Consider the following 14,384-nt stretch of genomic DNA (forward strand, 5'->3'; position numbering starts at 1 on the left):
TGGTGGGCCGGAAGGTCGCCGTCTCCCAGGGCGGAACCAGTGAGTACCTGCTTCTCAAGGCGTTGGCCGAGAACGGCGTCCCCGCGGACCAGGTATCTCCGGCATGTACCCGGCCGCGCAGCCGCGCGGGATGTCGTACGGGACGGCCGGGTCCCCCGGGGACCCGGCCGGACGACCGGATCGTCAGATCCGGGCCACGCCCTCGGCCCGGGCGGCCTCGGCGACGGCCTTGGTGACCGCCGGGGCGACCCGCTCGTCGAACGGCGACGGGATGACCTTCTGCGGCGTCAGCTCGTCGGCGACCACGCCGGCCAGTGCCTTGGCGGCGGCCAGCTTCATGCCCTCGGTGATCCGGCTGGCCCGGACCTGCAGGGCCCCGGCGAAGATGCCCGGGAAGGCCAGCACGTTGTTGATCTGGTTCGGGAAGTCGCTGCGGCCGGTGGCCACGACCGCCGCGTACTTGTGCGCGACCTCGGGGTGGATCTCCGGGGTGGGGTTGGCCATCGCGAAGACGAACGCGCCCTCGGCCATGGTCGCGACGACCTCCTCCGGCACGGTGCCGCCGGAGACGCCGATGAACACGTCGGCGCCGGCCAGCGCCTCGGCCAGCGTGCCCTTGACGCCCGTGCGGTTGGTCAGCGCGGCGATCTCGGCCTTGACGTCGGTGAGGTCGCCGCGGCCCTCGTACACCACGCCCTTGCGGTCGCAGACCGCGACGTCACCGATGCCGGCCGCCACCAGCATCTTGGCGATGGCGATGCCGGCCGCGCCGGCGCCGGAGATGACGGCCCGCAGCGAGCCGATCTCCCGGCCGGTCACCTTGGCCGCGTTCCACAGGGCGGCGGTGGTGACGATCGCGGTGCCGTGCTGGTCGTCGTGGAAGACCGGGATGTCCAGGGCCTCCTGGAGCCGGCGCTCGATCTCGAAGCAGCGGGGGGCGGAGATGTCCTCCAGGTTGACACCGCCGAAGGAGGGCGCCAGCCGGACCACGGTCTCGACGATCTCGTCGACGCCGGTGCAGGCGAGCGCGATCGGCACCGCGTCCACGCCGCCGAACTGCTTGAACAGAATGGCCTTGCCCTCCATCACGGGCAGCGAGGCCTGCGGGCCGATGTCACCGAGGCCCAGCACCGCGGTGCCGTCGGTGACCACCGCGACGGTGTTGGACTTCCAGGTGTAGTCGTTGACCAGCTCCGGCTGCTCGGCGATGGCCGTGCAGACGCGGGCGACACCGGGCGTGTAGGCGAGGGACAGGTCGTCCGCGTCGCGCACCGGGACGGTCGCCCGGATCTCCATCTTGCCGCCGCGGTGGAGCGCGAAAACCGCGTCGACCGGATCGTCGGTGTCCTGGGTGCTGCTGATGATCTCCGCTGCCACGATGACCTCTTCGTCATTGATCTGGCGAGGACGCGCGACCGACGGGCAGGGCGACCCGCCCGGAAACCGGAAACCGGGTACGCCGAAGCGGACCCGGGGGCGGGGTCGGGGCGCTGCCGTCGGGCGGCGCCCTCGGATGAGGGTTTTTATGGGGTCTTGTGTTGTCCGCGTTAGTGCTACCGGGCTGAGCCTAGGTCGGACAAAGGCATCGCACCTATGCCTTTTCGTCCTCGTCACGTGCGGTTCATCGCCGCGCTGTCGCGTCCCAGGGGCCCGGCGTCGGAAGCGCCGGGCTCCGGCGGCGGCAACGGCATGAGCGCACGCGCACCCGCAGGAGTGAACGCAGACGCATGGGGGATTCGGCACTCCGGATACGGAGCCGCGTAAGGACTTCCGTTCCCGAGCACCCCGGGCCTGTCGGGGCCCGGCGGTCTGGTTCGAGCGTTCGGGGGTCACCCGGTACCGAATTCTGACACACCCGCCGCCGGGCCCGGCAGGCCGGGATGGCAGGATCGCTTGTCCGCCATTTCGCGTACACCACCGCGACGCCGTGGCGACCGCACGTCCCTCCCACAGGAGCAGCCCTCATGCCTCACCCCCTCCCCCTCCCCCGCCCTGCCCTGGCCGGCGCCGTCCTGGCCACCGCAGGTGCCCTGCTGCTCACCGGTTGCGGAAGCAGCGGGCAGGCCGCCGCCGCCGCCGACCCGGTCAAGGAGGTCCGCGACAAGCTGCCGAAGGCCCAGCGCTCGGCCGGGGTGCTCCGCATCGGCATGGACGTCAACTACGCCCCGGTGGAGTTCCGCGGCCAGGACGGAAAGCCGACCGGCCTCGACCCGGAGCTCGCCACCGCCCTGGGCAAGATCCTCGACGTGCGGATCGAGTTCGTGGACACCACGTTCGACAAGCTGATGCCGAACCTGCAGGGCAAGCAGTACGACGTGGCGATGTCGGCGATCAGCGACACCCGCCAGCGCCGCGACGGCCTGGACGACAGCGGCAAGCAGACCACCCCCGGCGTGGACTTCGTGGACTACTTCATCGCCGGCACCTCGATCGTCGTCCCGAAGGGCAACCCCAAGGGGATCAAGACCCTGGACGACCTGTGCGGCAAGACCATCGCGCTGCAGCAGGGCACCACCCAGGACGAGATCGCGACCCGCCAGGTGGCGGTCTGCGCCCGCTCGGGCCGCCAGCTGACCGCGCACAAGCTGGACACCGACGCCAAGGCGCTGGCCGAGGTCGCCGCCGGTACGGCCGCGGCCGGGCTGAACGACTACCCGGTGGCCGCCTACGCGGCGAAGGGCACCGACGGCGGCGGCCGCTTCGAGCTGACCGGCGCGCAGTCCACCTCCAACCCGTACGGGATAGCGGTGCGCAAGACCGACACCGATCTGCGCGACGCGGTGGCCAAGGCGGTCGACCAGCTGATCCGCAGCGGCGACTACGACAAGATCCTCGCCAAGTGGAACGTCAGCGCCGGAGCGGCGCAGAACGCCGTGGTCAACGGGGGCATTTGAGCGGGCGGGCGGCGGGCCTCCGGGCGCAGCGACAGAGGGATCCGCATACTTATGCGCAGGGTGACAGGGGCCCGGAATTGGTCCGAATAGCGGACAGTGTGACCCCTCGTTATCCGATTTTGATCTGGATGAGGGCCACCTGACCGTCATCAGATGGCAGGATTCCCCCCATCTCGGATCGAGCCGGCCACTGGTCGAGGCGGTTCGGTCGACGTCCACCTCGGCGGAGGGTGGCGGCAGCAGTACCTCGTACAACCCTGGGCGGTCCCAGCCTCCAGGCACTGCAAAACCCGGCCTGCACGTACGACGACGTACGTACGACGCACACCCGTACGGCGCCGTACGGCTCGCACCCCCGGTGCGCCGCTCCCGCGGCGCGTCCGCCCGACCTTCTCTCCCAGGAGGAGATCCCCCTCATGACCGCCCGTACCAAGCGCAACCGCCTCCTCGCTGCCGGTGTCGCCGCCGTCTCCGTCTCCCTCGCGCTGACCGGTTGCAGCAGCAGCAAGTCCTCCTCGGGCTCCGCAGCCGCGACCGGCGTGAACCCGTCCGCGACGATCAAGGCGGTCGCCGCCGATCCGACCCTGGCCGCCCAGGTGCCGGCCGACGTCAAGTCGGCCGGCAAGATCGTCGTGGCCTCCGACGCCTCGTACGCGCCCAACGAGTACCAGGACGCCTCGGGCAAGATCATCGGCATGGACGTGGACCTGGCCAATGCCATCGGCCAGAAGCTGGGCGTCCCGGTCGAGGTCCAGAACTCGCCGTTCACCGCGATCATCCCGGGCATCCAGGCGAACAAGTTCCAGCTGGCCATGAGCTCCCTGACCGACAACAAGGAGCGCGAGGCCACGGTCGACATGGTGACCTACTTCACCGCGGGCACCAGCGCGGCGGTGAAGAAGGGCAACCCGGACAAGATCGACCCCAACGACCTCTGCGGCAAGAAGGTCGCCGTCCAGACCGGCACCACCCAGGCCGACCAGATCAAGGACGTCATCAACCCGGCGTGCGTCAAGGCCGGCAAGCCCCCGGTGCCCAACGACGGCGACAAGTTCGACCTGCAGACCGACGTGACCCAGGCCGTGGTCTCCGGACGCGACCAGGTCATGCTGGCCGACTCCCCGGTCATCGACTACGCGATCAAGCAGACCAACGGCCAGCTGGAGCAGATCGGCACGGTCGAGGGCAAGGCGCCCTACGGCATCGCCCTGGCCAAGGGCTCGGCGCTGGCCCAGCCCGTCCAAGCGGCCGTCCAGTCGCTGATGGACGACGGCACCTACAAGCAGATCCTCGACAAGTGGGGCGTCCAGGCGGGCGCGATCACCCAGTCCCAGGTCAACGGCGCCACCAGCTGACCCTTCGCCAGTCACCCACCCCTCTGAGGCCACTGTGAACCATTCCGATCAGGGGACGGCGCACGCGGGACGGCCCGAAACCCTCAAGGCCGTCCCGGTCCGCCACCCCGGCCGGTGGGCGGGAGCCGTGGTCGTCGCGGTCCTCGCGGCGATGCTGCTCCACGCCCTGATCTTCAATCCCGCCTTCCAGTGGGACGTCGTCAACACCTACCTCTTCGATTCCAGCATCCTGCACGGCCTCGGTGTGACCCTGGAGCTCACCGCGCTGTCCATGCTCATGGGCGTGGCCGGCGGCATCATCCTCGCGGTGATGCGACTGTCCCCGAACCCCCTGCTGTCCGGCACCGCGTGGTTCTACATCTGGGTCTTCCGCGGCACCCCCGTGCTGGTCCAGCTGGTCTTCTGGAACTTCATGGGCGCGCTGTGGCCCAAGCTGTCGATCGGCATCCCGTTCGGCCCGGAGTTCTGGTCCGAGTCGACCAACACGCTCATCCCGGTCTTCACTGCGGCGCTGCTCGGCCTCGGCCTCAACGAGGCCGCGTACATGGCGGAGATCGTCCGCGGCGGCATCCAGTCGGTGGACGAGGGGCAGACCGAGGCGGCGCACGCGCTCGGCATGAGCCGCTTCGCGACCATGCGCCGGATCATCCTCCCGCAGGCCATGCGGGTGATCATCCCGCCGACCGGCAACGAGACCATCTCGATGCTCAAGACCACCTCGCTGGTCAGCGTCATCGCGCTGGAGGAGCTGTTCCGGGCCGGGCAGAACATCTACTCGCGCACCTTCCAGACCATCCCGCTGCTGGTCACCGTCAGCCTCTGGTACCTGTTCCTGACCTCCGTGCTGACCATCGGGCAGTACTACGTCGAGCGGTACTACGCTCGGGGTACCAGCAGGACGCTGCCGCCGACCCCGATGCAGCGGTTGCGCGGCCTCTTCCGCGGCAAGCCGACCCCGAAGGCGGAGCACGACGTCGTTCCGGGGCTCGAGGGAGGTGGTCACCTGTGACCGATCTGACCAAGACCCCGGGGGACACCGTCCCGGGCGAGCCGATGGTCAAGGCCGAGGGCGTGCGCAAGTCGTTCGGCCTGGTCGAGGTGCTCAAGGGCATCGACCTGGAGGTCAAGCCGCGCGAGGTGTTCTGCCTGATCGGCCCGTCCGGCTCCGGCAAGTCGACCTTCCTGCGGTGCATCAACCACCTGGAGAAGATCAACGGCGGGCTGCTCTCCGTGGACGGCGAGCTGGTCGGCTACCGGCGCAAGGGCGACAAGCTCTACGAGCTCAGGGACCGCGAGGTCGCGCTCAAGCGGCGTGACATCGGCATGGTCTTCCAGCGCTTCAACCTGTTCCCGCACATGACCGCCATAGAGAACATCACCGAGGCTCCGATCCAGGTGAAGGGCGAGTCCAAGGCCGACGCGCGCGAGCGCGGCATGGCCCTGCTGGAGCGGGTCGGGCTCGCCGACAAGGCGAAGAGCTACCCCTCCCAGCTCTCCGGCGGCCAGCAGCAGCGCGTGGCGATCGCCCGCGCGCTGGCCATGAAGCCCAAGCTGATGCTCTTCGACGAGCCCACCTCGGCGCTCGACCCGGAGCTCGTCGGCGAGGTGCTGGACGTCATGCGCGGGCTGGCCGAGGAGGGGATGACGATGATCGTCGTCACCCACGAGATGGGCTTCGCCCGCGAGGTCGGCGACGCGCTGGTGTTCATGGACGGCGGCGTGGTGGTCGAGTCCGGCAACCCCCGTGACGTCCTCACCAACCCGCAGCACGACCGCACCAAGGCCTTCCTGTCCAAGGTGCTCTGAACCGTCACCGTCGGCGCCCGGCAGGCAGCTCCTGCCGGGCGCCGATGTTTTCGCCGCACGGGTAATAGGCTGGAAGCAGTCAGCCCGTTACCGATTTTCTGGAAGGACCGCCGTGGAGCTCGCCTCGTACGCCGATCTCGCCGTTCGACTGGTGAACACCGAGGAGCCCGAGCGCGGCACCGACACGCTGACCTCCGTGGACGCGGTGCGCGCCCTGTTCTCCGACTCGTCGCGGGCCGCCGCGCTCGCCGACGAGTCCGACCTGCCCCGGCTGCGGGCGGTGCGGACCCGGCTGCGCGGGGTCTTCGAAGCCGCCGCCGAAGGGGACGAGACCCGGGGGGTCGACCTGCTGAACAGCCTGCTGATGGAGTACCCCGTCAGCCCGCTGATCTCCGGGCACGACTACCTGGACGACGCCGGACGGCCGCGCTGGCACCTGCACCTGGCCGACAACTCGCCAACCGCCACCGCGCACTTCAGCGCGGTCGCCTGCATGGGCCTGGCCGTCCACCTCACCGAGCTGGGCGCCGACCGGCTGGGCATCTGCCAGGCCGCGCCCTGCCGCAACGCCTACCTGGACACCTCGACCAACCGCTCCCGGCGCTACTGCTCGGACCGCTGCGCGACCCGGGCCAACGTGGCCGCCTACCGGGCCCGCAAGCGACAGGAGGCGGAGGCCGCACTGGGCAACGGGGCGTAACCGGGCGGCGGGGCGCAACCGGGCGGGCGGCTGCCCGGGATCAGACCTCCTCCACCCAGACGCCGAGTCGCCGGGCCAGGCCCGGCACCCGGGCCAGCCGCGGGGCGAGCAGCAGCCGCTCCAGCCGGCGGCCCGGCGCCAGCCAGGCCGGGCTCGGGCGCAGCCGCAGCAGCACCCGGCCGAGCACCAGGTCGTCCGGGACCGCGCCGTAGCTGCGGCTGTCGCTGTCCACCGGGCGGTTGTCCGACAGCAGCCACCAGCCCCCGGACCGGCGCTCGGCGGCCCGCTTCACCACCAGCAGGTCCTGCTGGAAGGGGTGCCGGAAGAGCACCACGGCCCCCGGCCGGATCGGCGCGCCGTAGCGGACCAGCAGGCGGTCGCCCTCGTGCAGGGTCGGAACCATCGACCGGCCCGCCACGTCGACCAGCCCCAACGGCAGCGCGCCGCCCCGGTCCCGTCCCCCCGGTTCCGTGCTCCGTGCCACGACTCCTCCTCCCGCGCCGCCGGCCCCCAGTCTGCCGTACGGAGCGTCACCGGATCGATGTCCGGAATACCCCGGTTCCGGGTCCGCCTTTTGCCCTAGGCCCACCGCCCGATCGCGAAACCACGAGGGCGGAAGGGTAATCTCGGGCGCGGGAAGACGATCTAAGGAAGGACTCCCATGTTCTCTCGTCTGTTTGCACCGCGTGCCACCGCTCACGCCCACTGTGACCTGCCCTGTGGCGTGTACGACCCGGCGCAGGCCCGGATCGAGGCCGAGTCCGTCAAGGCCACCCAGGAGAAGTACCAGGCCAACGAGGACCCGCACTTCCGGGCCCGCGCCGTCATCATCAAGGAGCAGCGCGCCGAGGCCGTCAAGCACCACATCTCGGTGCTGTGGAGCGACTACTTCAAGGCCCCGCACTTCGAGAAGTACCCGCAGCTGCACCAGCTGATCAACGACACCCTGAAGGCCGCCTCGGCCGCCAAGGCGTCCACCGACCCGGCCACCGGCCAGGCCCTGCTGGACCTGATCGCCGAGGTCGACAAGATCTTCTGGGAGACCAAGCAGGCCTGAGCCTGACGCGTCGCCACCCGACCGCCCCCGTCCGCACCGCCGGACGGGGGCGGTCGTGCGTCCACGTCCGGACCGACCCGGTAAGGGTTGCCTGGCCTGAGTGACTGTTATGCTGCCAGGGCGTCCGAGGGGGAAGTCCGGTGTGAATCCGGCGCTGACCCGCAACGGTGAGCACGGCCCGCACCAGCGGTGCGGCCGCGCCAGCCCGATCGCCCCCGGTCGCTGACCTCCCGACAACTCGCCGCGGACTGCGAGGGGAACGGCGCCCCGGCACGCCTGCGGCCCGCGCCCGCCCCGGCACACCCGCGGCCCGAGGCAAGGCGCACCCGTGAACCGCGCACCCACGACCCGTGCGGTCGGCCCGCCCGTCCGCCGAATACCCGCCGTTCCGCTCGCCGTCGGCCTCGCCGCCGCGCTGCTGCTCTCACTGGTCTGCGGGGTGGCGTTCGGGTCCTCCGGCATCGCACTGCCCCGCGTGCTGCGGCTGCTGACCGCCGGCCTGACGGGCGGTCGGCTGGACGCCGACGAGGCCGCCGCGTACGCGATCGTCTGGGAGATCCGGCTGCCCCGCACCGTGCTGGCCGCCGTGGTCGGTGCCGGACTCGCCGCGACCGGGGTCGCCGTCCAGGCGCTGGTGCGCAACGCGCTCGCCGACCCGTTCGTCCTCGGCATCTCCTCCGGCGCGGCCGTCGGCGCCAACGCCGTCCTGCTGTTCGGCGCCTTCGCCTCGCTCGGGGTGTGGGCGGTCTCCGCCTCGGCCTTCGGCTCCGCGCTGGTCGCGATGGCGCTGGTCTACCTCGCCGCCCGCACCGCGTACGGGCTCACCCCACTGCGACTGGTGCTCACCGGCACCGCGCTCTCCTACGGCTTCTCCGCCGCCACCACCCTGATGGTCTTCGCCGCGGACCGCGGCGAGGCCGCCCGGGACGCCATGATGTGGCTGCTCGGCAGCCTCGGCGGCGCCACCTGGGGCTCGGTGCCGATCGCCGGCTGCACTGTGCCGGCCGGGCTGACCTACCTCGGCTGCGCCGCCGGACGGCTCGACGGGCTCGCCATGGGGGACGAGACCTCCGCCTCGCTCGGCGTGGACCCGGACCGGCTGCGGCGCGAGCTGTTCGTGGTGACCGCCGCCGTCACCGGCACGGTGGTCGCGGTCAGCGGGGCGATCGGCTTCGTCGGACTGCTGGTGCCGCACCTGGCACGGATGCTGGTCGGCGCCGCGCACCGCCGGGTGCTGCTGGTCGCGCCGCTCGCCGGCGCGCTGCTGCTGGTCTGGGTGGACATCGCCTCCCGCACCCTGCTGGCGCCCGCCGAACTGCCCGTGGGGGTGTTCACCGCCGTGCTCGGCGTGCCCGCCTTCCTGCTGATGATGCGCCGGCGCGGCCACGCCTTCGGAGGCCGACGGTGACCGACCCGAACGGGGTGACCCGGATGCCCGATCCCGCCGATCCCGCCGGCCCCACCGACCCGACCGAGACCGCCGGCCGGACGGAGACCGCCGGCCGGGCGCAGGCCCAGGACCTCGCCGTCGACGCCGTCTCGGTGGAACTGGCCGGCACCCGACTGGTCCACGAGGTGAGCCTGGCCGCGGCCGCCGGGCAGGTGGTCGGCCTCGTCGGCCCGAACGGCAGCGGCAAGTCGACCCTGCTGCGCTGCGTCTACCGGGTGCTGAAGCCGGCCGGCGGCGCCGTCCGGCTGGACGGCGACGACCTGTACGCGCTCTCCGCCCGCGAGACCGCCCGACGGGTGGCCGCGCTGACTCAGGAGCACTCCGCCGAGTTCGACTTCACCGTCGCCGAGGTGGTCGCCATGGGCCGGCTGCCGCACCGGCGCGGGTTCGACGCCCCGACCGACGCGGACCGGGAGCGCTGCGCCGGGGCCCTGCGCAGGGTCCGGGCGGACCACCTCGCCGGACGGGGCTTCCTGAGCCTGTCCGGGGGCGAGAAGCAGCGGGTGCTGTTCGCCCGCGCACTGGTCCAGGAGCCGCGCCTGCTGGTGCTCGACGAGCCCACCAACCACCTGGACATCGCCCACCAGTTGGAGGTCCTGGCGCTGGCCCGCGAGGCCGGACCGACGGTGCTCACCGCGCTGCACGACCTCAACCTGGCGGCGGGCCACTGCGACCTGCTGTACGTGCTGCGGGCCGGTCGGATCGTCGCCTCCGGGCCGCCCGGCGAGGTGCTCACGCCCGCCCTGCTGGCCGGGGTGTTCGGCGTCCGGGCGACCCCGGTCCGGCATCCGGCGACCGGCGCCGTCCAGTTGCTGTTCGACCGCCTCGACCGCCCCACCCGCTCCGACCGCGCCGACCGCTCCCCCGGAGCCTGAACCACCGAAGGAACCACCGTGCGCACCAAGGCCGTTGCCACCACCGCCCTGCTCGCCCTCGGGCTCACCGCCTGCGGCGCGCAGTTCGCCCCGAAGGAGGCCGCCACCGGCTCCGCCCACTACCCGGTGACCGTCGAGAACTGCGGCGACAGGCTGACCTTCGCACAGAAGCCGGCCCGGGCGGTCACCAACGACGTCAACATCACCGAGCTGATGCTCTCCCTCGGCCTCGCCGACCGGATGGCCGGCTACGTCATGCCCGACGACAAGGGCAAGGTCGACCGGGTGCCCTGGAAGGACGGCTACCAGCAGACCGCGTGGCTCTCCAAGAAGACGCTCACCAAGGAGATCGCCCTGGACGCACGGGCCGACCTGGTCCTGGCCGGCTGGCACTACGGCTTCGACCAGGGCAGCGGCGTCACCCCGCAGGCGTTCAAGGCCCTCGGTGTCGACTCGTACGTGCTCAGCGAGTCCTGCCGCACCGGCAGGGGCGGCGAGCGCGGCGTGATGGACCCGCTGGACGCGCTCTACACCGACCTGGCCAACCTCGGCGAGATCTTCGACGTCAAGGACCGCGCCGACCGGCTGATCGCCGACTTCAGGGCCCGGATCGCCGCCGTCCCGCAGCCCGAGCGCCGCCCGTCCGTCTTCCTGTACGACAGCGGGCAGGACAAGCCGTACACCGCCGGGAAGTTCGCCGCCGCGCACCGGATCATCGCGAACGCCGGCGGGACCAACATCATGGGCGACCTCGCCGACACCTGGGTCACCGCCGGCTGGGAGAGCGTGGTGCAGCGCGACCCCGAGGTGATCGTGATCAACGACTATGCGACCCCGGACGCCGAGGAGAAGCGGAGGTTCCTCACGTCCTTCCCGCCGCTGGCCGGCGTCTCCGCGATCAGGAACGACCGGATCTTCGTCCTGGACTACGTCGACCTGGTGGAGAGCCCGCGCAACCCGGCCGCGATCGAGGCCCTCGCCGACCACCTGCGCACCGTGCCGGCCCGCTGACGGTCGGGACCGACCGCTCCTCCGGCCGGCGGCGCCGGGCGTACGCTCGGAGTACGAGCCGACGGACCCCGACCGGAGGAGCGAGATCATGACCACCATGGCGGCCCCCGCCGCCTTCGACACCCGCGCGCTGCGCGAGGGCATCGAGCGCTGCGACGCCGAGGTCCTCCTGGCGCTCTACGCGGAGGACGCCGAACTGCGCATGGTCGACCGCAAGACCCAGCCCAGCCACCCCCTGGTGATGCACGGGCGGGAGGAGATCGGCGCCATGCTGGGCGACATCTACGGCCGCGAGATGACCCACAAGCTGGAGCAGGTGGTCGTCCAGGACGACCACGTCGCCTTCCTGGAGTCCTGCCGCTACCCGGACGGCGTCCAGGTCCTGATGGCCTCGATGGCCGACCTGCGGGACGGGCGGATCGTCGGCCAGACCTCCATCCAGGCCTGGGACGAGACGGGGCCCGAGCAGTAGGCTCGCAGACATGATCCGCACCGCCGTCGCCACCGACGTTCCCGTCATCCACGCCATGATCCGTGAACTCGCGGAGTACGAGGAGGCCCCGCACGAGGCGGTGGCCACCGAGGAGCAGCTGCACGGGGCGCTGTTCGGCGCCGAGCCCGCGGTGTTCGGCCTGATCGCCGAGGACGCGGCCGGCCGGCCGGTCGGTTTCGCGCTCTGGTTCCGCAACTTCTCGACCTGGCGCGGCACCCACGGGATCTACCTGGAGGACCTGTACGTCCGACCGGAGGCCCGCGGCGGCGGCCACGGCAAGGCGCTGCTGCTGGAGCTCGCCCGGATCGCCGTGGAGCGCGGCTACTCCCGGGTGGAGTGGTCGGTGCTGGACTGGAACCAGCCCTCGATCGACTTCTACAAGTCGATCGGCGCGGTACCGATGGACGAGTGGACCGTGTACCGGCTCACCGACGAGGCCCTCGCCGCCGCCGGCAGCCGCTGAGCGGACCGGAGGAGTCCGGGAAAGGGTCTGCCACCCTGCGTCGCAATGCCTTACCATCAGTAACTCCCGAACCGGGATGCGGTAGGGCAGAGCAATGGCGGATCCGCAATCCCGGTGCCCCTTTGAGGGGCGGCAAGCAGGGGTAACAAGCGGGGTACCAAGCAAGCAAGGCGCGTCACCCAGGAGGCAAGGGTGTCCCAGATCGACAGCGATCTCGGTGTTCAGGATTTCGTGGAGGTCCGGCTCCCCGCAGCGGGGGCCTACCTCTCCGTGCTGCGAACAGCGACGGCCGGGTTGGCGGCCCGGCTGGACTTCACCCTCGACGAGATCGAGGACCTGCGGATCGCGGTCGACGAGGCCTGCGCCATCCTGCTCCAGCAGGCGGTGCCGGGCTCCGTCCTGTCCTGCGAGTTCCGCCTGGTCGGCGACTCGCTCAAGGTCACCGTCTCCGCCCCGACCACGGACGGCAAGGCACCCGAGCGGGACACCTTCGCCTGGACCGTGCTCTCCGCGCTGGCCGGCGAGGTCGACTCCTCGGTCGCCGAGGACAAGACCGTGTCGATCAGCCTGCACAAGAAGCGCGGCGGTTCCACCGCCCACTGACCGGGCGGCCGAACGCACGTCACGGATGTGCAGCACCGAGCAGCACCCGCGCAAGGGCCGTCCGCCGCACCCCCTCCGGGGCCGGCGGGCGGCTCCCGGTACCGCCCCCGGGGCGGTACGACCAACGAGACGATTCCGGGGCCGCCGGCCCCGGTGCTCCCGGAACGGAACGGGGGAATGGCCGTGAGTGATCTGGACCGTACCGGCCTCGCGACGGCGGGACCTGCCGTACCGACCCAGGCGAGCGTTCCCGGCCTCGCCGCCAACGACGAAGCGCACCCGAAGGACGCCCACCGGATGAGCCACCCGACCGAGCCGACGTCCGAGCCGACGCCCGACTCCGTACCCCCGCCGGACCGGGCGGACCGGGCGGAGGAGACGGCCGAGGCGGAGCTGCACGTCGCCGTGCCCACCCAGGGCGCGCACCGCAGCGGCGCCCCGGACCGGGAGGCCGCCCGCGCGCTGTTCGTCCGTCTGTCGGCGCTGCCCGAGGGCTCGCCGGAGCGGGTCGAGCTGCGCAACCAGCTGGTGCGGATGCACATCCCGCTGGTCGAGCACCTGGCCCGGCGCTTCCGCAACCGGGGCGAGCCGCTGGACGACCTCACCCAGGTCGCCACCATCGGACTGATCAAGTCGGTGGACCGGTTCGACCACGAGCGCGGGGTCGAGTTCTCCACCTACGCGACGCCGACCATCGTCGGCGAGATCAAGCGGCACTTCCGCGACAAGGGCTGGGCGGTGCGCGTCCCGCGCCGCCTGCAGGAGCTACGGCTGTCGCTCACCACGGCGACCAGCGAGCTCTCCCAGCGGCACGGCCGCTCCCCCACGGTGCACGAGCTGGCCGAGCACCTGGGGATCTCCGAGGAGGACGTCCTGGAGGGCCTGGAGTCCGCCAACGCGTACTCCACGCTGTCCCTGGACGTGCCGGACAGCGACGACGAGTCGCCGGCCGTCGCGGACACCCTGGGCGCCACCGACGAGGCGCTGGAGGGCGTCGAGTACCGCGAGTCGCTGAAGCCGCTGCTGGCCCAACTGCCGCCCCGGGAGCAGAAGATCCTGGTGCTGCGGTTCTTCCGGAACATGACCCAGTCGCAGATCGCCGCCGAGGTGGGGATCTCCCAGATGCACGTGTCCCGGCTGCTCGCCCGGACGCTGGCCCAGCTGCGGGAGAAGCTCCTGGTGGAGGAGTAGGACTGACGGCCGCTCAGCTCGGTCGGGCGGCCGTCGGACCCCGGCGGTCCTGCGCGCTCAGTCCTCGGACGGGGCGTACAGGACCGCCGTCGACTTCGGGGTCAGCAGCGAACCGATGCCCACCAGCCCGAGCAGGCCGACCAGCACGCCGACGGCGATCATCGCCCCGCCGCTCTGGACCATGTAGTAGGCGACCGGCAGGCAGATCGAGTTGGTCAGCACCGCCGGGCTGCGGCCCCAGCGGCGCTCCTTCAGCAGCGCGCCGGCGGCCAGGACCGGCAGCACGCCGAGCAGCACGATGACCGCGCCGCCGAACTCGTTCAGGGCGAGCTGCTTGGACTGGCCGGACAGCGCGGCCACCATGTCCCAGACGCCGACGACGGCCAGCGCGGCGCCCTCCAGGGCGGTGATGGCGGCGCCCAGAGTCAGGGACGCCGGACGGCCGGAGCCGGCCGCGGGTGCGGGTACGGAGGTTTCTGCGGTCAC

The 14,384-nt window shown here is 71.7% G+C and carries 16 protein-coding genes and 1 riboswitch; of the genes, 13 read left to right on the forward strand and 3 right to left on the reverse strand.

The features are described 5' to 3' along the window. Positions 1-183 precede the first annotated feature (183 nt). Entirely contained in the window at positions 184-1,377 is a 1,194-nt protein-coding gene (locus tag AB0D10_RS23125) for an NADP-dependent malic enzyme (RefSeq protein ID WP_360259395.1), read from the reverse strand. A 587-nt stretch (positions 1,378-1,964) separates the two neighbouring features. Between AB0D10_RS23125 and AB0D10_RS23130 the strand changes: the two genes are divergently transcribed. The 5 genes from AB0D10_RS23130 to AB0D10_RS23150 all read left to right on the forward strand — a co-directional run bounded on the left by AB0D10_RS23130 (position 1,965) and on the right by AB0D10_RS23150 (position 6,755). Beyond that, on the forward strand, positions 1,965-2,894 hold the full coding sequence (locus tag AB0D10_RS23130) for an ABC transporter substrate-binding protein (RefSeq protein WP_360259397.1): 930 nt from the start codon (positions 1,965-1,967) through the stop codon (positions 2,892-2,894). Between the two features lie 416 nt (positions 2,895-3,310). Continuing rightward, on the forward strand, positions 3,311-4,249 hold the full coding sequence (locus tag AB0D10_RS23135) for an ABC transporter substrate-binding protein (RefSeq protein ID WP_360259398.1): 939 nt from the start codon (positions 3,311-3,313) through the stop codon (positions 4,247-4,249). A gap of 34 nt (positions 4,250-4,283) precedes the next feature. Next, positions 4,284-5,258: an amino acid ABC transporter permease gene (locus AB0D10_RS23140; RefSeq protein WP_360259400.1), complete on the forward strand. Its 975-nt coding sequence runs from the start codon at positions 4,284-4,286 to the stop codon at positions 5,256-5,258. A 44-nt stretch (positions 5,259-5,302) separates the two neighbouring features. After that, positions 5,303-6,055 (forward strand): amino acid ABC transporter ATP-binding protein, encoded by a 753-nt coding sequence (locus AB0D10_RS23145; RefSeq protein WP_360259629.1) that lies wholly within the window; start codon positions 5,303-5,305, stop codon positions 6,053-6,055. 112 nt (positions 6,056-6,167) lie between these two features. Further along, entirely contained in the window at positions 6,168-6,755 is a 588-nt protein-coding gene (locus AB0D10_RS23150) for a CGNR zinc finger domain-containing protein (RefSeq protein ID WP_360259402.1), read from the forward strand. A gap of 40 nt (positions 6,756-6,795) precedes the next feature. Here AB0D10_RS23150 and sodX read toward each other — a convergent pair whose 3' ends face one another. Beyond that, the gene (gene sodX / locus AB0D10_RS23155; RefSeq protein ID WP_360259404.1) at positions 6,796-7,239 is read right to left on the reverse strand and encodes a nickel-type superoxide dismutase maturation protease; all 444 of its coding nucleotides are present in this window, start codon (positions 7,237-7,239) and stop codon (positions 6,796-6,798) included. 177 nt (positions 7,240-7,416) lie between these two features. Between sodX and sodN the strand changes: the two genes are divergently transcribed. From sodN to AB0D10_RS23195, 8 genes are all read left to right on the forward strand, one after another. After that, a complete protein-coding gene (sodN, locus tag AB0D10_RS23160; protein WP_350628137.1) occupies positions 7,417-7,812 on the forward strand; it encodes a superoxide dismutase, Ni in 396 nt (131 codons plus the stop codon). 87 nt (positions 7,813-7,899) lie between these two features. Next, positions 7,900-8,048: riboswitch (cobalamin riboswitch) on the forward strand. A 92-nt stretch (positions 8,049-8,140) separates the two neighbouring features. Further along, positions 8,141-9,220, forward strand: coding sequence for an iron ABC transporter permease (locus AB0D10_RS23165; RefSeq protein ID WP_360259406.1), 1,080 nt, complete (start codon positions 8,141-8,143; stop codon positions 9,218-9,220). Continuing rightward, positions 9,217-10,137 carry an ABC transporter ATP-binding protein gene (locus tag AB0D10_RS23170; protein ID WP_360259408.1) on the forward strand — a complete coding sequence of 307 codons (921 nt, stop codon included), beginning with the start codon at positions 9,217-9,219 and terminating at the stop codon, positions 10,135-10,137. Before AB0D10_RS23165 ends, AB0D10_RS23170 begins: the two co-directional genes overlap by 4 nt. Before the next feature lie 18 nt (positions 10,138-10,155). Next, positions 10,156-11,148, forward strand: coding sequence for an ABC transporter substrate-binding protein (locus tag AB0D10_RS23175; protein WP_360259411.1), 993 nt, complete (start codon positions 10,156-10,158; stop codon positions 11,146-11,148). 88 nt (positions 11,149-11,236) lie between these two features. Beyond that, complete coding sequence (locus AB0D10_RS23180; protein WP_360259412.1) at positions 11,237-11,620, forward strand: nuclear transport factor 2 family protein; 384 nt, start codon at positions 11,237-11,239, stop codon at positions 11,618-11,620. Between the two features lie 10 nt (positions 11,621-11,630). Continuing rightward, positions 11,631-12,104, forward strand: coding sequence for a GNAT family N-acetyltransferase (locus AB0D10_RS23185; protein ID WP_360259415.1), 474 nt, complete (start codon positions 11,631-11,633; stop codon positions 12,102-12,104). Positions 12,105-12,296: 192 nt separating this feature from the next. Continuing rightward, a complete protein-coding gene (locus AB0D10_RS23190; RefSeq protein WP_360259417.1) occupies positions 12,297-12,707 on the forward strand; it encodes an anti-sigma regulatory factor in 411 nt (136 codons plus the stop codon). A 183-nt stretch (positions 12,708-12,890) separates the two neighbouring features. Continuing rightward, positions 12,891-13,898, forward strand: a complete 1,008-nt coding sequence (locus tag AB0D10_RS23195) for an RNA polymerase sigma factor SigF (protein ID WP_360259420.1) — start codon at positions 12,891-12,893, stop codon at positions 13,896-13,898. Between the two features lie 57 nt (positions 13,899-13,955). Here AB0D10_RS23195 and AB0D10_RS23200 read toward each other — a convergent pair whose 3' ends face one another. Beyond that, positions 13,956-14,384, reverse strand: coding sequence for a hypothetical protein (locus AB0D10_RS23200; protein WP_360259422.1), 429 nt, complete (start codon positions 14,382-14,384; stop codon positions 13,956-13,958).

The organism is Kitasatospora sp. NPDC048545, assembly GCF_040651155.1.
GTDB lineage: Bacteria > Actinomycetota > Actinomycetes > Streptomycetales > Streptomycetaceae > Kitasatospora.

Excerpts from the sequence above, each read along its gene's own strand:
- AB0D10_RS23130 (WP_360259397.1), top strand. The coding sequence starts at position 1,965 with ATGCCTCACCCCCTCCCCCTCCCCCGCCCTGCCCTGGCCGGCGCCGTC.
- AB0D10_RS23135 (WP_360259398.1), top strand. The coding sequence starts at position 3,311 with ATGACCGCCCGTACCAAGCGCAACCGCCTCCTCGCTGCCGGTGTCGCC.
- AB0D10_RS23180 (WP_360259412.1), top strand. The coding sequence starts at position 11,237 with ATGACCACCATGGCGGCCCCCGCCGCCTTCGACACCCGCGCGCTGCGC.
- AB0D10_RS23185 (WP_360259415.1), top strand. The coding sequence starts at position 11,631 with ATGATCCGCACCGCCGTCGCCACCGACGTTCCCGTCATCCACGCCATG.
- AB0D10_RS23145 (WP_360259629.1), top strand. The coding sequence starts at position 5,303 with ATGGTCAAGGCCGAGGGCGTGCGCAAGTCGTTCGGCCTGGTCGAGGTG.
- sodN (WP_350628137.1), top strand. The coding sequence starts at position 7,417 with ATGTTCTCTCGTCTGTTTGCACCGCGTGCCACCGCTCACGCCCACTGT.